This window comes from Desulfobulbus sp. (assembly GCF_030824455.1).
Lineage (GTDB): Bacteria > Desulfobacterota > Desulfobulbia > Desulfobulbales > Desulfobulbaceae > Desulfobulbus.
This window is the reverse complement of record NZ_JAVBXR010000116.1, coordinates 1-20,268: the sequence shown is the minus strand read 5'-3', so window position 1 is coordinate 20,268 and position 20,268 is coordinate 1. Positions and strand designations below refer to the sequence as shown.

The 20,268-nt window shown below is 59.5% G+C and carries 18 protein-coding genes and 2 pseudogenes; 6 read left to right on the top strand and 14 right to left on the bottom strand.

Annotated features, from left to right (window positions below; translation table 11 throughout):
* From RCH93_RS15295 to RCH93_RS15265, 7 genes and pseudogenes are all read right to left on the bottom strand, one after another.
* A pseudogene (locus tag RCH93_RS15295) lies at window positions 1–599 on the bottom strand (hypothetical protein); the annotation flags it as partial.
* A 35-nt stretch (window positions 600–634) separates the two neighbouring features.
* On the bottom strand, window positions 635–2,011 hold the full coding sequence (locus tag RCH93_RS15290; protein WP_306549288.1) for a prepilin-type N-terminal cleavage/methylation domain-containing protein: 1,377 nt from the start codon (window positions 2,009–2,011) through the stop codon (window positions 635–637).
* Window positions 1,995–2,537: a hypothetical protein gene (locus RCH93_RS15285; RefSeq protein WP_306549287.1), complete on the bottom strand. Its 543-nt coding sequence runs from the start codon at window positions 2,535–2,537 to the stop codon at window positions 1,995–1,997. Before RCH93_RS15285 ends, RCH93_RS15290 begins: the two co-directional genes overlap by 17 nt.
* A gap of 25 nt (window positions 2,538–2,562) precedes the next feature.
* Window positions 2,563–3,345 carry a type II secretion system protein gene (locus tag RCH93_RS15280; RefSeq protein ID WP_306549286.1) on the bottom strand — a complete coding sequence of 261 codons (783 nt, stop codon included), beginning with the start codon at window positions 3,343–3,345 and terminating at the stop codon, window positions 2,563–2,565.
* A 319-nt stretch (window positions 3,346–3,664) separates the two neighbouring features.
* Window positions 3,665–4,033, bottom strand: a complete 369-nt coding sequence (locus RCH93_RS15275) for a hypothetical protein (RefSeq protein WP_306549285.1) — start codon at window positions 4,031–4,033, stop codon at window positions 3,665–3,667.
* A gap of 292 nt (window positions 4,034–4,325) precedes the next feature.
* The gene (locus tag RCH93_RS15270) at window positions 4,326–5,300 is read right to left on the bottom strand and encodes a type II secretion system protein (RefSeq protein WP_306549284.1); all 975 of its coding nucleotides are present in this window, start codon (window positions 5,298–5,300) and stop codon (window positions 4,326–4,328) included.
* Between the two features lie 185 nt (window positions 5,301–5,485).
* On the bottom strand, window positions 5,486–5,779 hold the full coding sequence (locus RCH93_RS15265) for a hypothetical protein (protein WP_306549283.1): 294 nt from the start codon (window positions 5,777–5,779) through the stop codon (window positions 5,486–5,488).
* A gap of 467 nt (window positions 5,780–6,246) precedes the next feature.
* On the opposite strand from RCH93_RS15265, the gene RCH93_RS15260 reads away from it, so the two are divergent.
* Window positions 6,247–7,005 carry a Crp/Fnr family transcriptional regulator gene (locus RCH93_RS15260; protein WP_306549282.1) on the top strand — a complete coding sequence of 253 codons (759 nt, stop codon included), beginning with the start codon at window positions 6,247–6,249 and terminating at the stop codon, window positions 7,003–7,005.
* 123 nt (window positions 7,006–7,128) lie between these two features.
* On the opposite strand, the gene RCH93_RS15255 is transcribed toward RCH93_RS15260, so the two are convergent.
* The 3 genes from RCH93_RS15255 to RCH93_RS15245 all read right to left on the bottom strand — a co-directional run bounded on the left by RCH93_RS15255 (window position 7,129) and on the right by RCH93_RS15245 (window position 11,040).
* Entirely contained in the window at window positions 7,129–8,616 is a 1,488-nt protein-coding gene (locus tag RCH93_RS15255) for a di-heme oxidoredictase family protein (RefSeq protein ID WP_306549281.1), read from the bottom strand.
* Between the two features lie 79 nt (window positions 8,617–8,695).
* Entirely contained in the window at window positions 8,696–9,922 is a 1,227-nt protein-coding gene (locus RCH93_RS15250) for an imelysin family protein (protein WP_306549280.1), read from the bottom strand.
* A 23-nt stretch (window positions 9,923–9,945) separates the two neighbouring features.
* On the bottom strand, window positions 9,946–11,040 hold the full coding sequence (locus RCH93_RS15245; protein ID WP_306549279.1) for an imelysin family protein: 1,095 nt from the start codon (window positions 11,038–11,040) through the stop codon (window positions 9,946–9,948).
* Window positions 11,041–11,609: 569 nt separating this feature from the next.
* On the opposite strand from RCH93_RS15245, the gene RCH93_RS15240 reads away from it, so the two are divergent.
* The 4 genes from RCH93_RS15240 to RCH93_RS15225 all read left to right on the top strand — a co-directional run bounded on the left by RCH93_RS15240 (window position 11,610) and on the right by RCH93_RS15225 (window position 15,987).
* Window positions 11,610–12,062: a ClpX C4-type zinc finger protein gene (locus tag RCH93_RS15240; RefSeq protein WP_306549278.1), complete on the top strand. Its 453-nt coding sequence runs from the start codon at window positions 11,610–11,612 to the stop codon at window positions 12,060–12,062.
* 535 nt (window positions 12,063–12,597) lie between these two features.
* A complete protein-coding gene (locus RCH93_RS15235) occupies window positions 12,598–12,861 on the top strand; it encodes a FeoA family protein (RefSeq protein WP_306549277.1) in 264 nt (87 codons plus the stop codon).
* Window positions 12,854–15,019: a ferrous iron transport protein B gene (gene feoB / locus RCH93_RS15230; protein ID WP_306549276.1), complete on the top strand. Its 2,166-nt coding sequence runs from the start codon at window positions 12,854–12,856 to the stop codon at window positions 15,017–15,019. Before RCH93_RS15235 ends, feoB begins: the two co-directional genes overlap by 8 nt.
* Before the next feature lie 23 nt (window positions 15,020–15,042).
* Window positions 15,043–15,987, top strand: a complete 945-nt coding sequence (locus RCH93_RS15225) for a GGDEF domain-containing protein (protein WP_306549275.1) — start codon at window positions 15,043–15,045, stop codon at window positions 15,985–15,987.
* 212 nt (window positions 15,988–16,199) lie between these two features.
* On the opposite strand, the gene RCH93_RS15220 is transcribed toward RCH93_RS15225, so the two are convergent.
* From RCH93_RS15220 to RCH93_RS15205, 4 genes are read right to left on the bottom strand one after another with little or no spacing between them, the layout of a single operon-like run.
* Window positions 16,200–16,655 (bottom strand): hypothetical protein, encoded by a 456-nt coding sequence (locus tag RCH93_RS15220; RefSeq protein ID WP_306549274.1) that lies wholly within the window; start codon window positions 16,653–16,655, stop codon window positions 16,200–16,202.
* Between the two features lie 19 nt (window positions 16,656–16,674).
* A complete protein-coding gene (locus RCH93_RS15215; RefSeq protein ID WP_306549273.1) occupies window positions 16,675–17,970 on the bottom strand; it encodes a VWA-like domain-containing protein in 1,296 nt (431 codons plus the stop codon).
* 42 nt (window positions 17,971–18,012) lie between these two features.
* Window positions 18,013–18,708 carry a hypothetical protein gene (locus RCH93_RS15210; protein ID WP_306549272.1) on the bottom strand — a complete coding sequence of 232 codons (696 nt, stop codon included), beginning with the start codon at window positions 18,706–18,708 and terminating at the stop codon, window positions 18,013–18,015.
* Entirely contained in the window at window positions 18,659–18,997 is a 339-nt protein-coding gene (locus tag RCH93_RS15205) for an AAA family ATPase (RefSeq protein ID WP_306549271.1), read from the bottom strand. Before RCH93_RS15205 ends, RCH93_RS15210 begins: the two co-directional genes overlap by 50 nt.
* Before the next feature lie 704 nt (window positions 18,998–19,701).
* Here RCH93_RS15205 and RCH93_RS15200 point away from each other — a divergent pair.
* Window positions 19,702–20,268, top strand: a pseudogene (locus tag RCH93_RS15200) (hypothetical protein); the annotation flags it as partial.

The following is a 20,268-nucleotide window of genomic DNA, read 5'->3' as shown; positions in this document are numbered from 1 at the left end:
CCGAACCAGCCGGTGGCCAGTTCCTCGTCGTCGCCGACAAGCTGTTCCTGGAGCAGCACGCATTCCTCCAGACACGCGCCGTCGACCGCGCCCTGATAGGCGGCCGCGTTCAACCGCTGATTCTCTGCCCTGATCCGGATTTCCAGTTCACGCCGCTGCTCGAAATTGAGATCGCCCCGGCCCATGAGCAAGGCGCCCAGGGTCCAGAGTTCGTTCTGCTGCACAGACAATTCTTCCAGCTCCCAGCGGACCATTTCGGCCATCTGAGCTGCAGGACGCGGTTTTTTGGGATCAATGGGCAGGGAGAGCAACGCGCTGGCGGCGCTGGAGGAAACGAGAATGGCGGTGGCGGGTAACCGCTTTTTGGACTGGCCTTTGAGCTGCGCCAACACCTCGCCGACCGCTGCGGTTCTGTCGGTAGCCGTCGACAGAACCACAGCGCCCAGGGCAAATGCCGACGAGGTTGTGCACGACGCCACCGCGCCGTGAAGGCTGTAGCCGGTGCTTTCCAGCACCAGCACCCGGCCCGGCTTGCTCAGCTTGCCAAATTGGAATTTTTTGAAATTGAATCCCACCTTGGGGAGTTTCAGCTTAAACATGATAGACCTGCACCGCCCACCGGCGCCAAAGTTGGTTACGGATTGATTTTTCGTTCAAACGGTTGCAGCGTTGTTCCGGGAACATAGGTGAAATTTTTCCATAAAGCCGATCCTACCGGAAAAGGCTTGGTTGTATCGCATACGGGAGGCGTCGCCGTACTGTCGTACTCGAAAATGCCGTAGGCCATCTGCCCCTGGTAGAGGTAGGTGTCCTCATCTAGGGTCGCGCTGGTGGTGTCCTCGAAAATAAATTCTGCGATTTTTTGTGTTCCGTCCCACTGGATAGAGGTTGCTCCATTGGAAACAACTTGGACCGGGATGCCGCCCTTGGTGACGATCATCGCCATGCACAGGTTTTCAGTGGGTTGCCAAGTACCATCAGTTCCGGTTGCTACGCAGTCAGCGGAGATCGTAAGATCCGCTCTTGGCATTGATCCAGCCCATGTCCACGTCGCGCCGTTGCTCACGCAGGTGGCTTCGGTTATGTAGCTTGAAATGGAACAGGAGCCATTCCATGTCCACGTCGCGCCGTTGCTTTCACAAGTGGCTTCGGTGGTGTAGGCCGGATTGGAACAGGAACCCCCTATCCATTCTGTGCTGCAAGTACCTTTGGTGATGTAGAGCGGATCGGAACAAAATCCATCGACCCAGCACGAAGCAGGCGCCCCGAAATCCACCCGCAATCCACCAGTCGCATCTCCTGTTCCACCCGTGTTACCGGAATCAGTAACCTTGATCCGGTACTCGCTCTCATCAATAAGCGGCGCAGCACCTAAAAGGGGATAGTCGGAGTCATAGGGTTCATCACCCCCAGCGACACCGTCTCTTCCGCGGCTTCGAATGGTCAGATCACCAGCATTTGGGCTGTCGACGGTGTAAACCCAGCCAAAATTATTGTTTGAATCATCATCCCTGCCCCAGCCATCCAGGAACCTGCCTACACTGCCAAATCCAGGTGGCAAGTACGGCCCATTCCATCCCGCCCAAATCCCAGTGGTGGAGTCTTGAGCATAAACAGCTTGTGACACCCAAGTCCCGCCAGCATCCGTACACTCATTCGCCGCATTGGTGGTAATGCCAGGATGGTTTTTGCAATATTCACGCGAAACCAAGGCTTGTAAATTTTCCGGCAAACCACCCATATCCGCCACATACCCCCGCACCTCCGGCTGCCCGTTGATGGTGCGCGAGGTGTCGCCGATGATTGCCCGGCGGATGGCCTGCAGCCGGTTGCGGGTGTCCTCGAAACGCACCTGGTCGGCGTTGTTGCCAACCACGCCCAGGCTCATCCAGGCCACGGCGGAGAGCACGGTCACCACCAGCAGCAGTTCCAGCAGGGTGAAGCCGTTGCGGCGGCAGATAATCCGGTGGCTCGGCCCATGAAGCCGGTATGATTCAGGGAATTGCGGCAAAGTCCACCACCAGGATGGCCGGCCCTTTGGCGTAGCTGTAAACGTGGTAGCCCTGGAAACGGGCCATCGCCTCTTCCTTGAGGCCAGCGTTGACTTTTTTCACCGCATTCGCCTCGATATAAACTGGGATGATCCGCCCTGCCCCGGACTCAACAAACATCCGGTGACGCACCTCGGGGATGGGCTTGACTCCGGACATTTCCATGGCGGTGTACACGTATTCCATCGGTTTTTCTTCGGGCTGACGCTTCAGCTTGGCTTCGAAACTCACCGGCGCCATCATCTTGATCATCTTCTTGCCGTCCTCGGCGGCCTTCTGTTCCCGCTCGATAAACTGATCCAACTCGACGCTGGCAAAGGTTTCCGGCTTGGCCGGCTCCTGCGGAGCCTGGTTTTCAGCCGGAACAGCCGGCGCCGTCTGGGCCTGCGGTTCTGCCGCCGGTTGTTCCTCAGCCCCAACGCACAGAGGCAGGGCCATACAAACCCAGAGGACCAACGCCAACACCGCTTTTTGTTTCGTTTGCATTTCGACTCACTCGAACGTGTTGAAATTATTCTATGGGCAGCACGATGTCGTCGTCGCCGCCTTGATCGTATTCGCCGTCCGGCCCCATGCTGACCAATTGCCAGTGAGCCGGCGAGGCCGCAGTCTGAAAAAACAAATAAGGTCGCCCCCAGGGCTCGCCGGCGGACACGCTGTCCCAACCAAACTTACCGTTGACAACACCGTGCTCAAAGGGATCGGCAACGCCCACCACATTCACGGGATCTCCAGTGGTCGGGTCGCCGGCGACAGTATCGGCGCCGTCAGGGTCGATGGGGTTGAGGGCATAGCCAATATTCACCCGCCCATCGCTGAAACCGATCAGGTAGGGTCCGCGCCAGCCTCGACCGGTCTCCTCGTCCCAGGTGGTCAGTTGATGCCCGGAGCCGGCCAGGGGGCTGGTGGTTGCCAACAACTGGTGCAAATTCGCCGGCGAGTAAAACCATTCGTCGTCAGTCCCGGTGTGGACGGGGAGGCTGGCCGGCTTGACCGAACCACCGTCGTCTTCCAGCTTAAACACGCCTTCCCGTGGAAAATACCCGGTATCTTGCTTGAACTGGCGCAGGGCCTTGGCAATCTGCTGCATCTCGGCCCGCACCAACCGTTCGTCGGCGTGTTGGCCTACACCCCGGTAAGTTCCGGCGGCAATGAACGAGATGGCAGCCAGGATGGCAATCACCACCAGCAGTTCCAGCAGGGTGAAGCCGCCTTGTCCCGCCTCGGGCTGATATGTACAACCGGTTTTGTGCACGCCGTCCTGTTGGTAAAATTTGCAATCTCTGGCTTCCATGCGCTGCACGGAAGCCTCTTATTGGGGGCGTTGCACCGCTCGTAGCCTGGATGGAGTGCAACGCAATCCGGGGTCACGCCAACTCGGCCCCGGATTACGCAAGCTCCATCCAGGCTACGGAACCCCATCCGCAGGGCAACATTGGACGCTGGAGCTTCCCGGTGGAGTTCTCACGCCGTAGGTAGCGTGGGAACGATCAACAAATCACGGCTGCTGTGGAGAGACTGGGGTCGCCTGGATGGAGCGCCGCGCAATCCAGGCACACACCATCAAGGCCCCAGATTGCGGTGGCTCCATCCAGGCCACGTTCCTGCGTTGCTTATTTTTTGGCCGGACTTGCCGGACTGACCGGGGCGGCTGATTTTGCAGTGCCTGCCGCGCCAGCCGGAGTCACCGCTTTGACGCATTCGGCGCGGGCCTTGTCGAGCGGGTCTTTGAAATCCGCCGAATACTTGCGCCGGGTCTTGCTGACGGCCTCGGATTCCTTGACCCCGGCGTTCAACAGGTCGGCCAGGTAATTGTAGGGTTCGCCTTTGACCGTCTTGCTGGCCGCCTCGGCAAAACAGGCGGCCTGATCGGCGGGCAGGCCCGACTTGGCCAGCCCGACCTTCATGGCGTCCACATTGGGCGACGGGCCGCAGCCAGCCAGCAACACGGTCAACAACAAGAGAAATTTGATTTGTTTCATAATGTGCATCCTTTCCTCCAAGGACCCTCTCCTTTGGGGTTGCTTTGCTTTCAGGTAAATTTCGGGTTGCAACAGGCCGTACTGGCGGCCCGCCAAAAAAAAACAGCCCCGTGGGTGGTTGCGCCATCACGGGGCTGCGTGCATACTCCAATTTCCAACAACCGGGCCAATTCCCGCATACGGCAGGGGGGAGATGCGACGGCGCAAAAAGGGGGGAGCGCCGCCGCATCCGAGGAGCGGCCCGGACGACGACCCCGGCGGAACATACCGGGGGCCGCCTCAGGTCAGACTATCAAATGGTGTTGCGGGTGCCGTCCCACTCGCCGAGTTCCTCTTCCTTGGTGTCGAGGGCGCCGTCAACGATGGCGGTCAGATTGAGCTGGTCGGCAGCGACAATATTTCCCGCACCGTCATATTCGCCGACATTCCATACGGCGATGAAACGGTTGTACTCGTTTGGCTTGACGTGACGATAGACAGGCACAGTGGTCATGCCGCCCAGGGTATTGGCGTCGAACAGGGTGGACGAGGGTCCAATACCGGTGAGGAGATAAGCATTACCTGTTGCGGTAGCGAGATTGGTGCCATCAAACTCGCCGGTAGGACCAGGTTGGCCGGTCAAGCGCTCTTGCCCCCCCATCCAATAGAGACCAATGGGATCGGTCGTACTTGCTCCGCTCAACGTAACACTCATGCCGCAACCGTTGGCATCTTCAGACATGAAGATATTGCCGGCGACAACCGCATTTCTCTTTGAAGCGATAAGGTCCTGAATGTGGGCATTGGTGCAATCCTCGCTGCCTGCAACGGCGTCAGGAGGCGTGGCGGTCCCGTCGATATAGCGCAGCTCGGTGATACCGGCGTCCGCCATAATGCCCTGTATGTCGGCGGTAATGGCCGCAGGAAACGCTTCCGTTGCGCCGTCAAACCCAAGAGCGGCCGTAGGAATAGCGTCAATACCGGTAGCAGTACCAAGGTCAGAAGCCATCAACGAATCAAACCGGTTCGGCAACACGTTGCGCTGCAAAACGCGGAAAGTAGAAATACCCTTGTTCAACTCATCCATCATAGTCACATGGGCCGCAGCCGAGGCCCGGGCATCGGTGTCTTTCAGGGCGATGGTGGCGGTGCCGGCGATGGCGGCGAGGATGGCCACGACAACCAGCAACTCGAGCAGGGTAAAACCGTCGTTGTTGCGTTTTTTGGTTGCGAGCTGTTGTTTTCTGGTCTCAAGCATGTCTTTCATTTTCTGTGCGAAAACCTTCATTGGTACTGCCTCCTGTTTAGAGTGAATTGATGCGTACTTCTGTTTCAGGCCTCGCTCCACCCTAAGGAGCCGGCAGCCAGAGCCTTGTTCAACAAACTTCGTGACTGTAAGGCGTCGGACGACCCACACGTTCGGACACCGCATTGTGTTCGGCATGGCCGCTTGCCATCGCCGCGTTAAAAATCCTACGCCGCCGAGGCGTCCCGGCCGACCTGGGGTTCTTTGTGCCCCAAATGCCCTGGATTCCCCTGATCGGCCCGGTTGGCGTAATCCACCACGAACCGATACTGCTTGCCGCAATGGATGATCACCTCCTTTTGCCCCCGTCGCAGGATTCGCATCTCCAGCCGGATGTCTCCGTAGCCGTCGTGCGAAAAAACCTCGTGGTACAACGCTTCAAACTGTTCCAGCACTTCTTGGTTGGTTGCTGTTTCCATGCCCTCTGCACCCTGGCCGCTGTCTTCCTGTTCTGACGCCACGCCGGAACCCCTTTCCGACACCGGATGCGGCAGCCAACCCGCCGCACCTTTGAGCAATCTCGATCTTAATTAGCAGCTTCAATTCTTTTTAGTGCTCGCTAACTGTGGCTCCACTATAGCCGATCCTAAAAACATTGCTGTGACCTACGTCACACTTTGGCAAAAAAAAGCAAAAAAAATGAAAAAAATCACAACCGGCTAAAGCTGCGCCTTAACTTTAAAAATTTTGTGTTAAGCCGGGACGTTACACACCACAAGCCCGGTGCCCTGCCATGGGCTTGCCAATGGGCAATTATCGTCAAACACGCTCACAGCGGCTGTTTGCGGCAAATAGTCTTGACGCGGCACGCCAGGTTTTTCTAATTTCATTACCTGTTGACAACTTTTTAAGGTTGCTCTAAATCTAGAGCCGCCAAAGGGACCCGACAAACGGGTCCGGGACCAAACCGTTGTCAATCAAGGAATCCATGAAGCCTATTGCCCTTGCCGCCGAGCCACCAAGCCAATGCGAAACGTCAACGCCCCAGGACCGTTCCTGGCTGCCGCGCACCCCGCTGCTGCAGGACCTGGCGCCGGAAATTCAGCAGCAGCTCCAGTTGATGAGCAGTGTCCGCACCCTGCGCAAGGGAGAGTATCTCTTCCTGGAGGGTGAGGCCATCTCCAGTTTCCACTACGTGCTCACTGGCCGGATCAAGGAATATTATCCCGCCGGCGACGGCGGCCAGTGCCTGCGGCGCATCGCCTTGGCCGGCCACTACCTCAGCCTGCATCAACTGCTTTCCGGCCGGATCAACTACACCTACTCGGCCATGGCCATTGCCTCGGCGCGTTGCTGGTCCTGGCCGACCAGCCTCTTTCTCGAACTGATGCACCGCGAACCGACCCTGGCCCTGCAGGTGGCCCGGGTGCTTTCGGAAAACGTTGAACACTCCTGCCGGCACGCCTGCCTGTGCCGCAAGACCAGGGCGCTGTCCAAGGTGGCGGGATACTTGCTCAGCAAGAACAATCAGATGGTGCAGCAACGGCGGCTGATGGGCGGCCGCGAGCCCACAATCCGCATTGATCTGCGGCCAGTGGAACTGGCTGCCGCCGAAATTTGTCTGGCGCGCGAAACCTTTTCCCGGGCGCTTTCCTGCCTGGATGAACGGAATCTGATTAGGGTGGTGCACGGCGTGGTGGAACTGGTCGATGAGGAGGGGCTTAAACAGATCAGCGCCGTGCATTGAACGACAAAAGTAAGTCGGTTTGCGGGCCAGAACCGGACGCGGGAGCGGTCCAGCTGAAAAGGGCGCACGCCGTGCGCCCCTACTCAAACATCTTCGCCTGCAATAAGGGCGGCCTCCACCCCATCAGATCGCTTTAAGAAACTCCACCAACGCCGCCCGGTCCTGGGCAGGCAGCTTGCGAAACAACTCGCGGGATTCCGCGCCCTCGCCGAAATGCCAGAGAATGGCCTCTTCGAAATTGCGGGCGCGCAGGTCGTGGAACATGTCGGTGTGGTCAACCGCATTGTCCATCAGACCGCGGGCCCACAGCGGCGGGGTGCGGAAGGTCTTGCTCACCCCGTGGTTGATCTCGCCCATGTCGTGCAGCAACAAGTCGGTGTAGGGCCAGATCTTCTGTTTGCCAAAGGCGGGCAGCAGCGGATAGTCGCCGGTGACCCAGGACGGTTTGTGGCAGTCGATGCACCCGATTGCATAGAACAGCTCCTTGCCGCGCTTGACCTCGGGTTTGTGCAGATCGCGGGCCGCCGGAACCGCCAGCCCCCGGTGCCAGACGAGGAAACTGTCAAACTCTTCGGCGCTCATCTCCACCGGCTGGTGCGCGGCCAGGGGGGCGACGTCCAGACCAAGTTCGCCCTGTTTGTCGATCCACTGCTGACTGGCAAAGAGTTTGGGCCGGTCGGCGCGATTGATGTTGGTGACGTTCCACACCCCGTTGCCGCCGGGGCCGTTGTTGATGGTGGCCCGGGTGTTGTGCCAGGTGAAGCGGCCCAGCCGCTTGCCGCCGTCGGGCTCCTCCACCCACTTGCCGTGCATGCCCTTGACCGGTCCGGGCTTGGCCTGCTGACGGTTGAACTCGGCGATGATGTCCTCGTCACGAATGGCGTCGATCAGGCCGGAGCCGAAGATGCCAATGGTGGCCTCCAGGCTGACCTTGTAGTTGTCCGGCAGCGGCAGGAGCGGCTCAACGATGTCGGCGGTTGGGTAGATGAGCGTGCCCTCAATGGCTTTGCCCTGGTTGTAGGGCGTGCCGTCGGCATACTTGTTGCCGTGCTCGTCGACAAAAGCATTCCAGGTGATCTTCACGTTCTTGGCGGTGGGCGCATAGGGCGGCACGGCCATGGTCTGGAGCATGAACACGTAGCCGTCGACCAGCTTGCCGTCCGGAGTGTGGACAAACACGGTGTAGCCGTTGCCAAACTGGGTGTTGAAGTCCTCCACCCGCCGCGCCCGGCCGTAGTTGGGATGGCAGTTGCGGCAGGAGTTGTTGAGGTAAACCGGGCCAAGGCCGCCGAATTTGGATTTGGGATCGGTGACGTACATGGCCTCGAAGATGATTTCACCGTCGTTGAACTTTTTCATCAGCTCCGGGTTGGCGCTGACGGCCGGAGCCGGCAATTCAAGACAGCGCGAGGTGGTGCTGAACACCGTGCCGGCCCGGCCGGCGGTGAAATACTCTTCGCTCAGGCCCGGCGGAATGCCGCCCAGGTCGCTGTGGGCAAACAGCCGGGAATGCAGGCCGCCGGTGGCCAGGTCGGTCGCGGTAAGGAGGGCCATGGTCCCCAGGGTCAGGGCCCATTGCCGTACAGATCGTTTCAATGCAAGGTTGGTCATGCTTCCCTCTCGTTCATAAAATCATGCGCAAGGCGCGACCGCCGGCACAACCTGCCGACGCCGGACTCGCCTGGTTCCGTTACAGGGCGGATGATGGGACATAGGCCGCCCAGGGCTCGGCCGCCGGGTCCATGCAGACCGGGACAATGGCGGCGGCAAATTTGTTGGCCAGCTTCCAGCAGGAGGCGGCGGCAATCCGCACCTTCAGCTCGTGATCAGCTGTCGTCTCTCCGTAGGGGTCGCCGACTGCGTTGATCCGGTGACGGACGTCGGCCAGGGCGATGCGGATGCGGCGGTCAATCACCTCATCCTTGGCGGCCACCAGTTCGGCCATCGCCCTGCCCCGGTTGCCTTCCACCCCGCCGAGATAGGCGTTCTCCACGCCTTGCAGCAGGTTGACGAGGTCGGCGGCGGCATTGCGGCTGTCTTGGGATTCGCTGTCGCGCGGGTCTGCGGAGCCAAGCCACTCTTCGATCAGCGGACAGACGTCTTCAACCACGGTGTGACTCTCCTGGAACATCTCCTGGAGAACCACGGAGCGTGAAAAATAGCGGCTGCCAGGAGCGCCGGGATGGGCGAATTCCGCTGCATAAGAGGGACGTTCGGGCAGTTGCGCCGCCTTGAGCCGGGCGGCTGCGGCCGGCGGCAGGTTGGCGCTGCCTGCCCAGGAGGCCTGGAAGTCGAGACTTTCCTCCACGATAGCCTGGGTGACGGCCTTGAGATAGAGCAACTCGGCCGGACGGATTGCTGCAGCCTTGCGCGGCTTGCCGTCGCGGAACAACAGGTGTTCGGCGGTAAAGAAACCGCGCTGGGTGGAATTGATCTTGCGGCGCAGCAGCCCGGAATCAATGGCCAGGGTTCCGGCGGCAATCTGGGCGATGGAATGTTCGATCATGGGCCGGTCAATTGGCCAGGAGGCGACCTGCTTGTCAAAATCGTAGAAGGCTGCGGGGCCAAAGGCAAAGCTCTGGATGGGCTGCCACTGGGCGCGGGCCGCCCGCCAGGCCTTGGCGGCCTCTTCGACGCCGGCGTCGGTGGCATTGGCCTGGAGTTGCGCGACCGCGCCGTTCAAGGCTTCGTTTATTGCCACCACCCGCTCCAGAGTGTGCAGCACCACCTTGTCGGCGTAATCGGCGATGACCGCATCGATTTTCCGCTGGGTCAGACACGCTTGCACAGCAGCGGATTTGGGCAGCAGCATCGCCCCGCAGACCACCCCGGCCAGCGCCACCAACCCTGCGATCCGCACCATGGGGCGTTGCAGCAGTTTTTTTCCGTCTGTCTTGTTGTTTTTGCCGGATTTCATACACCATGCTCCAAGCGGTTGAATTACATCTGGGTTTCGCCCGGGCCGCGCACATCGACTTCCAGGGAAAGGGAGGCCTCGACGATCTGTTTCTGCAGTTTCTCGATGCTTTTGTACAACGGCTGCAACACCTTGTCGTCCTGCTGCAGATCCTTGCGCAGGCCGTTGCCGTCCTTGAGGGCGGCGAGTTGGGCGTCAATGCGCTCCAGCTGCTTGCGGACATCTTCAGCCAGCTGCGGGTTCCTCTTCGAGACCAGACCGTCCTTGACCGCAACCAGATCGACGACGGCGCCCTCGCCGTTGCCAAGCAACAGCCGACGAAGACCGTCAATGCTGGCCTGAAAGGATTGACGGCTGGCGTCGCTGCGCCAGGCTTCGAGCAATTCCGCCTTGGCCTTGCCTTCAAAAAAACCGCTGGGGGCACAGATCCGGTCGCGCAACAGCCGCTCGGCGACGTTGAGCATCCGGGCAAAGACCAGGCTCAAGGCGTCGCCGGGCAGCAGGTAGGGTGTGCCGTCGCCGGCGGCAACAAAGGCCGGCGCTTGCCGTTGCCACTGGAGCTGGTTGGTCGCCGCCTGATCGGCAATCTCGGCAACCACGCTCTGCAGATGGTCGCACCGGCCTGCGGTGGTGGCTTCGGCCACGCCGGCAGGAGCGAACAACAGGTACTCAGCGCCGGCAAATCCGCGCACATCCGGATTGGCCAGCAGGTGAGTCAGTTCCTTGGAGGCGGTGGCCCCATTCATCACCGCCTCATTGGCAGGCCAGTGCTCCAGCAACTGCTCCGCCTTGTACTCCTTGCCCTGGAGCATCATCGGCTGCGCCGTCCGCCAGGCCAGATAGGCCTGCTTCCAGGCAAGCCGGGTTTGTTTCAATACTTCATCGTTTTTTTGTTCACAGAGACTGCGGGCCGATTCGGCCAACTCTTGCGAGGCGGCGGCGGCCTTGGCAAGACCGGGCTCAATGGCCTTGCCGGCCAGCACAGCCAACAGCTCTGATTCGGTCTGCGGCCCTGCGGCGGCCGCCGGGGCCGATGCCATAAGCCCGATCAGCGCGGCAGCGAAAACCCGCGCCCAGACTGCACCCGCCATACTATTCCATTGATCATTCCACTGCATTGCGACCTCCTCGAACATCTATCACCGGTCATGGCGCCACAACAACAGCGCGCCAGGCCCCCGTTGTACCCGTCTTCACCACCCACGGGCTCCCCATGCATTCAAGCGTCCAAGATAATTTCGTCTCCGCTAAAACCAGACAACTATACCCGTTTGCGAAATCATTTCTGTGACCATGGTCACAGTTGCGCTCTTTTTTTTTAAAAAAACGACTGAGCCAGCCAATGCGCCAAAGTTTGAGGCGTGGGCCAAACCACGCCAATTGGTGTGAAACACTGTGCTCAATCCAACCGGGAACAGGGACGGTTCAGGAAACCCGCCCCTGCCAGGGCGGCAAGGCGTGTGCTTGGCCAGACTGGCCATTGTTGATGTGAGGACTATCGAAGGGATAGTGGGGTAGGCTAAGACTGCGGTATTACAGAGGTGGGATTGCGGGGAGAGTGGAATTCAAAAAGGCCATAGATAAAATCACCTATGGAATTTCACTCTGCTTTGAAACTTGTCAAGGTCACGTAGGGGTGGTACATCAAAAGGGATCTCTTCATATTTTCACAAAGGATAAGGCGACGATGAGCGACAAGGAAGAGCCTGAAGTAAATGCTGCTTGCAGTTTCTGCGGCAAGCTGCTCAAAAACGTTGAACTCATGTTTTCTGGCGGAGAGCAACTCGCCATCTGCAATGAGTGCATTACGCGCTGTATGGCAGTTATCGATGATAGGAAATCATTTGATATTCCGTACCCCAGATTTCTTGGCGAAAAATATCGGGAAACAAATAGAAAGCTCCGGCCTATAACCAAACTGCCGGAAGGGTGGAAGATCAAGGACACCGAGTTGTATGCCACCGAACCCTATGTTACCGGTTGCTCCCCTGACGGAAAACGATATGCCGATTTTGCGATTCCAAAGCAGTTGGCCTGGTGGATCATAAGCAATGATAAAGCATTGGATGTCGACGAGCTGAGGGCAGAAATTACCAAGCATCTCACTTATGTTATTTGGCAGACCTTGTTGAAATACTGAAAGGCTGTGAAATTCTTCTTCACGGCTTTAAAGCTGGAGAAACCGAAACAAAATCCAGCTTCTTTTTCTATTCCGCATTTTATCCAACACCTTTCCGTCCATATTGTTCTCTCGGGTTGCTCATCAGATCCGGAGCACCACCATCGTATGATCCCGGCCGATATTGTCAAATAGCAAAACCTGCACCATGCAGGGCCTCCGCCGGTCGCGATTTCGCCTATTCACTACGGGTGAAATGTGCATATTACCCAACTGGTGTTCGTTGTCCCAGAGCAAACACAATGCGCTGATCATCTCAACTTTTAACGCCTCTCCAGCCTGAATCGTCCAGCGTGTGGATCCGTCATCCTCAAAAGAGGCCACACCGGCAGGGTGATGGCGGTCAACCGCCTCAACGATAAAGTTCTCCTTGCGATGTATGCATGAACCGTCTAAATTAGACGCGTCTATCTTATTAAGCCAACCTAAATAATGTTCACACCTTTGGGCCAGCCCGTTGCCAACAACACGGCCTGCTCAAGGCAAGGAGGGCATCATGTCCGGCGTATGTTTGCGACACATTCCAAGCAACGGTTCCTGCACGATTCGCGAGGTGCGGGCAGAGGGAGAACTCGGACACCGCATCCGGGAACTTGGCCTGATCCCCGGCGCTCGCCTGTCCATTGTCGGGCGGGCGCCCTTGCGCGATCCGGTGGCGATCCGGGTGCGCGACTACACTCTGACCCTGCGCAACAGCGAGGCCGATTATATCTTTGTCGACGTTGTCGACGGCAACACCATTGAGGCTGATCGTGACTAATCTACTGGTGGGCCTGGCCGGCAACCCAAACTCCGGCAAATCAACCCTGTTCAACGCCCTCACCGGGGCACGACAGCGAGTCGGCAATTTCCCCGGAGTGACGGTAGCTCGGCATGAAGGCGCCGTTTGCCGCCGGGACGCAGTCATCAACCTGGTCGACCTTCCGGGCATCTATTCCCTGTCCGCCTTCTCGGAGGAGGAAGTGGTCGCCCGGCATTTCATAATGGATGAAAAACCACATCTGCTGGTTGATATTGCCGACGCCACCGCGCTCGAACGGAGCCTGTATCTTTGGGTCCAATTGCGTGAGCTTGGCCTGCGCACGGTGCTGGTGGTCAACATGATGGACGAGTTGCATCGCTCCGGGCGACTACTTGACTGCGCCCGATTGTCGAGCCTGCTGGGCATTCCGGTTGTGCCGACCGTGGCGCGCAAGGAAACAGGGTTGACTCAGTTGCTGGACGCAGTTGTTCAGGCAGCCCAGGGCGCGCCGCCTCCACCGCTTGTCATTGCCTACGGGCCGGAACTGGACTGGATGATCGAGGAGCTTGCCCGTAAAATTGAACGGAACGATTTCCTGACCACCTTCTATCCCGCCCGGCTTGCGGCCATTAAATATTTGGAAGAGGACGGCCCCATCCTGACCCAGGGGCGGCGGGAACACCCGCAACTGAGTGCGGAAATCGAAGAGCTGGCCCGTCAGTATTCCCTCCGTTGCCGGAGCAGCTTCGGGGAATCCTCAGCCTCCCTAATTACCGATTACCGCTACAGATACATCAGTTCGATTCTCGGTCGAGGCGTACTCTCCACAGACTCCCACATCCGGCGCCTCAATCTCACCGACGCCGTCGATTTGGCGCTCACCCACTGGCTGATCGGCCCTGTGGTGATGCTGATGGTGCTCTATGCGACCTTCTGGCTCACCATCTCGCTCGGCAACGCGCCGATGGGCTGGATCGAATCGCTGTTCGGCCTGCTGGGGGATCTGGGACGGGAATATGTGCCGGCGGGGTTGTTGCAGTCGCTGCTGGTTTCGGGCGTGATCGACGGGGTAGGCGCGGTGCTCGGTTTCGTGCCCTTGATCGCACTGATGTTCCTGGCGGTTTCCTTTCTGGAAGATTCCGGCTACATGGCGCGGATGGCCTACATGCTGGACCGGCTGTTCCGGATGTTCGGTCTGCACGGGTATTCAATCATGGCCTTCATCGTTTCCGGCGGCATCGGCGGCGGCTGCGCGGTGCCGGGCGTGATGGCGGCGCGGAACCTGCGCAGTCCCCGTGAAAAAATCGCCACTGTGCTCACCGCCCCGTTCATGAGTTGCGGGGCCAAAATGCCGGTCTTTACCCTGCTGGCTGCCGCCTTTTTCCCCGGATACGTCACCGGGACGCTGTTCTGGATCACCCTTGCCTCATGGGGATTTGTCTTTGTGGCCGCTAAACTGCTGCGCACAACGATTATTGCCGGGCCATCCACTCCGTTTCTTATGGAACTGCCGCCCTATCGGCTGCCCACCTGCAAGGGCCTGCTGCTGCACGCCTGGGAACGGGTGTGGCAGTACGTACGCAAGGCCGGCACCCTGATTCTGGCGGTGTCGATTCTGCTGTGGGCAGCCATGACCTATCCGGGGCTGCCGGAACAGCGGCGGCAGCACTACGACCATGCAGCCGCAACGATACGGGATCGAAACGATCTCAGCGCGGAAGAACAGTCGGCGGAACTTGCCGCCCTGGAAGCAGGCCGAGCCGAGGAAACCATCCGCCATTCATCCGCCGGCCGCATTGGACAGGCGCTTGAACCAATCAGCACCCTGGCCGGTTTTGACTGGCGAACCAATATCGCTCTGGTCGGCGGCCTGGCTGCAAAGGAGGTGATCGTCTCCACCCTGGGCACGGCCTATTCCCTGGGGGACATCGATCTGGAAAACTCCGGAATGCTGGCGCAACGATTGGCCCAGAGCCCTGAATTCACCAAAATCACCGCTGTCTCGCTCATCCTTTTTTCCATGCTTTATGCCCCCTGCTTTGTCACCGTCATTGCCATTGGCCGCGAAATCGGCATCCGCTGGGCGCTGTTCTCCGTTGTGTTCAACACCAGCTTTGCCTACCTGGCGGCCGTATTGTTTTATCAGACCGCGACCGCGCTGATCAGCTTGGCCTAGATCGGATTGACGGGATACGCACAATGTCGATGACCACTCGGATGTCCCTGCTTCTGTTGCTGATCAACGGTCTGCCGGTCGCAATGGCGGTGCTGCTGCTGGAGTACAAACGATACGATGAAGCGCTGGCCCTGGCGGTCCTGTGGCTGGTGGCGTTGCTGGTGCTGCTGGCTCCTATTGCGCGGTGCATTACCTACCTGGTGGTCGGCCGCGACCTGCAGCGGATCAATCGCATGTGCTGCAACATGCGCGACGGCGAGGCTGCCGGGGCCTTTGTCCTGCCGCTGGAACGCGAGGACGAGCACGAATTGATCCGTCTGAAACGGCACATGAACTGGATGTTGCATGCGGTGGCGTCGCGGGAGCAGCGATTGCAGAGCCGCCTGCACACGGTGACGCGCAACAAGCAGGAGTACCAGCGTCGTTCCACGGTGGACGCCCTGACCGGGGTCTTCAATCGCGGCTATTTCGAGGAGATCTTTCCCCGCTTGCTCGACGACGCTCACAAGCTCCAAAATTCCATCGCCCTGATCATGATCGATTGCGACGGGTTCAAGCAGGTCAACGACACCCACGGCCATCAGACGGGCGACGAGCTGCTGCAGTTGCTGGGCGCCGTCCTCAAGAACGCGGTCCGGGAAAGCGTGGACATCCCCTTCCGCTACGGCGGCGATGAATTCGGCGTTATTCTCAGCGGCATGGCCGAGCCGCGGTTGCAGGCAATTGCCGAGAACGTCCGCAGCCGATTCGAGCAGGGCAACGCCTGCAACACTACCCTTTCCATCGGGATCGCTTTCTGCGACGGCAACTGCGACGGGCGCCTGGCAGAAACCGAGTTCAAACGTCTGGCCGACCAGGCGCTCTACGAGTCAAAACATCAAGGGAAAAACCGGATCATACTGCGAACCTACACAGGTGCGCCCGTGGGCAGTTTGCACGAAACCCAGGGCGAAATCGGGACGAAATGAATCCGGCCACACAGCACCCGGAAATTCATGAAAAATAGTTCGATAGCCTAGACGCGGGAAGACGCCGATCACCTCCCCGCCCCTGAGCAGCCGGCGACGCCCTCTCCCTGATCCGCGCCCGATTCATTGCACGGGAACCCCATTCGGGTTCCCGTTTTTTTTACCGCCCACCCTGCCCCATGCTGATCTGTGGCGGGCAGGAACAACCGCCGCTAAAACGCCAGCAGCCGACTCGCGGTTACCCTGGCGACAATGGCCGTGCGCGTCTGGCTGGTGAGGTCCAGCGAACCGGCCTCGCTGATGGAATTCCAGCTGTAGGCCCGCTGCACCACCTGTTCGTGCGCCTCGCGTAGCGCGGCGAAGGAGCGTTCCACCTCCGGATAGGCGTTTGATTCCCGGAAGGGCAAGCGGATGAAGCCGGTGCGACGACCGTCGCGAAAAAAGGGCGCGGTCAGCCAGTGATAGTCCTGGGGCCGCCAGTCCGGGGCGCGTTCGTAGCAGTCCGGCAGGCAATAGGGCTCGTTGGGCGCGTCGACGCGCGGAATCCGGCTGCAGACGTTGACCGCCTCAACCGCCAGTTGGCGTTCATACTCTTCCAGCTCCAGAGTGTAGATCAGGCCGGGGCGAAAATTGCCCCGCTTCTTTTCAATGTTCCATTGAATTCTCATGCTATTCTCCGTGGCGGTCTCAGGGGACCTCATAGGCGGTGGCGGGGGACGGATGGAGCCGGACAAAGTCGCCAAAGGGAGGCGCAACCGCGTCGGCCGTGCCGGTGAGCAGCCAGAGGACCGGATAGACCGGCGCAAACTCGGGAAAGAGATCGCAGTCCAGATCGGTGAGGTAGATCAGGCAGTCGGGATTGAGGCCCGAACGCGCGACATGATCAAACACCGGGCGAAAATCTGTGCCGCCGCCTCCGGCGGGTTTGAGTATGATGGGCGGATCGTGGCGCTGAAAGACCGCGCTGCGGACGATCTGCATGTCACAGTACAGCAGATGCACGGTGGCTGGGCACTGGTCCAGGATCGTGCCGATTTCGGCGGCAAAGCGCTGCAGATCCTCGGCTTCAATGCTGCCCGAGGTGTCGACGGCAACGACGACGTCGCCGAGTTCGTGGTTGTTGAGCGACGGCAGGTACAGATTCTGATGCAGATATCGGCGGTTGGGCCGCAGCCAGGAGTAGTCGGAACGGGCCGAACTTCTGACAAAACGCTGCAGCAGTTCGCGCCAGGACAAACGCGGCGCAATCAGGTCCTCGACCAGCCGTTCCAGTCCCAGCGGCAACCGGCCGGCGTCGCGGGCATTGAGGGCCGCCTGAATCATGGCCTGTTCCCAGTCGGTTTCAGCGCTGTCGCTGTCTCCCGGCGATTTCTCGCCGGGGTCGTCGCGCACCTCGCCGGCGAGTCCCGGATCTGAGGCGGTCTCCTCGTCTTCATCGGTCTCGCCTTCGTTGTTGGCGCCTGCACCGGCGTCGCTGTCCTGTTCCTCGTCGGACTCCTGCCCCTCCTCTTCGGACTGGGCCGAATCCTCGGCCGCCGCCTGGCTGTCTTCCTCGCCCTTTTCGTCGCAGAGAATCCCATACACCGATTCGGCGTTGGCGCCCCGATAGCGTTCGAGAAAGAGATGGCCATCGGGCAGGGTCAGGCCGGCGTCGAGCAGAATCCAGTTGATCACATAATCGCAAGCCCGGTTCCAGGTGCGCGGATCGCGGCCCTGGCGACGTCGATGATGGCCGCAGGCCGGATGCATCACCAGATGGGCGGTCAACCCTTCAAGCTTTTCCGGCGAAAGCACGGACACATACCGGGGATTGTAGGCCAGCACCCGGCCGTCGGTCCACGCGGTCTGGCAGGTCGGGTCTTCGCGCATCCTCAGCCGCAGGGCCAGGGAGGCAAAAAACGGATGTCTGAGCACCAGGCCGGTGCGGGCGCGGATCATCCGGGTGTAGGCGTCGCGGTCCTGGATGGACGATAAGTCATTCATGGGCAGAGGGGGCAACTGAGAAAAAACTGACGCAACATCCGGTCAGACCAGGACGTCGGCGTGGCGGGCGGCCCATTGGGCAAAATCGTCGCTGTCGGCGATTTCGCGGCAATGGCGGACCGCCTCGCGCACCAGAAGAACGCTGAATTCGTCGGGCAGACGGTTGGCAAAATCAAGCAGCGACCCGGCGTGGCAGGGAGCGGCCGCACGGCCGGCCATTTCGCAGATGGCAAACAGCACGGCCGGATCGGTGGGAATTTCCAAGGCTTCCGGCGCGGTCAGGATGTCGTCCACCGTGGGCAGTTGCCGCCAGATTTTGAGAAAACCGATGAACTCGGCCGCAGCCCCCGGCCCAATCGTGCCGGCGAGCAGTTCGCCCAGCGATTCCGGGTCAGGATTGGCCGCTGCCAGGCGAGAGGCGAATCCCCAGGATCGGGGCGAAGGAAAGGCGTTGCCGCTCCGCTCCGGGTCAAAATCATGGAGCAGGGAGGGCCGGAAGCGGAGAAAGGCGACAATCTCCCGGCCGATGCTGCTCCGCTCGGCCCACTTCAGCCACTGGTCGAGATCCACAGTGAAGTCGATGTGAACAAAACGGTTGGCCAGGGCCGAGGGCATGCGGTGCGCCACGGCCCGGTCGGTTTCCCGGTTGCCGGCCGCGATCACGGTCCAGCCGTCGGGCAGAGTGTATTCACCGAGCTTGCGGTCGAGCACCAGCTGATAGCAGGAGGCCTGCACCAAGGGCGGGGCCGCGTTGAGTTCGTCCAGGAAGAGAATGCCCCGGCCCTCCTGGGGAAAAAATGCCGGGGGCGCACCAGACGGCGGTGCCGTCCTCGGCGATCCGGGGCAGACCGCGCAGGTCCACCGGGTCCAGGAGGACAGCGCGGATGTCGATCAACTGCAGACCGGCGCGGTCGGCGGTCTGGCGTACAATCTGGCTTTTGCCCACGCCGGGCGGGCCCCAGAGAAACACCGGTTGGCGGATGTCGACAAGGAGTTCCAGGGCCTGGGATATTGCTGCTGCTTTCATGGGTTGTCCGTGGTTGTGGCTTTCATTTCAGGTGAATTTGACGTTAAAAAAACCGTAAATATGGGATATGCGCCTCAAAGGGCGCGGACGGCCGCAGCCAGTTGCCGGTAGCCCAGACTCTCGACAATGTCGGTTGCCACGCCAATGTACGCTGCACTTTTCTGGCAATCGTCGACTCCGCTCTTCCAACTCTTCTCGTGTACTCATCAGACTGTCCTCGGTGTGCTGTATCGCGTCGAGCCGTTCGCGCCGGCGCGCGACCAGCATCAGGCCACCTGATCACGATTAGGACTTTCACATTTAATTAGCTATGTCTAATTTAATTGTCAATTGAAAACTCTTTTCAACCACAGATTGCTCACAAGGCCAGAAAGGATGCTTCCTTCACCTTTTGCGGCCACGTCTGGATCGATTTTTCGCCGTGTTTGCCGGGTAATCAGGCAGAGTCAGGCGGGATAACAATTTTTTATTAGCTGTGGCTAAAAAATATTGACCATTTTAGAAATCTGGAGCATTATGCAGAGTATTAGAAATGGCTAACATAGAAAGGGAGCTCGAAACAAATCGTCCGCATCGCTGGCTCCGTTAACAGCGACCGGCCATTGAGTTCGCAGCCTGAACACGCGACGCCGAAGGACGGCGCTTCAGGCGGCTGCTTGAACGCCTTGTTTTAGCATTTCATCATCCAATCAAAGGTGCTCATCATGGAAACGCTTGCCCTGCCCCCACAACCCACGCAGCGGAAAAAACTCTGGCACATCGAAGGATGCTACAAATGCGCCCTGATCGGAACCTGTCTCAGTCGCGCCGAATTGCGCAAGCTTTCCCGGGAGCGGCAGTTTGCTGCGGAACCAGGGCTGGACGACTATCAGTTGCACGCCCATTTCATCAAGATTTCCGACCAGGACGACGCTCAGGCCAAGGCGCTTGGCAAATACCTGGAAAAAAAATATCGCTCCGCCGCCAAAAAATATCTCAAGGCGGAAACAGACCGGGAAATCAAAGCCTTATGGGATGAAGATCTGGCTGAAGGGCGGGTTGACAGCGCCTGGTGGGCAGTACTGACCCATCCGCAGGCCTCGCTGGAAATCGTGGCCAAACTCTACGGGGCGCTGCACATGCTCGGTCACGACTACGCCGTCAACGCCTCCAAGGATCGGGCGCTGATTGGCAGTCTCCGAGCCAAAACCCACATGCTTGAAGAGGTGGTGGGCTCGGAGCGGCAGTTCTTCCGCCAGGAAAAAAAGCAACTCCGCGAGGACATTTTCGAA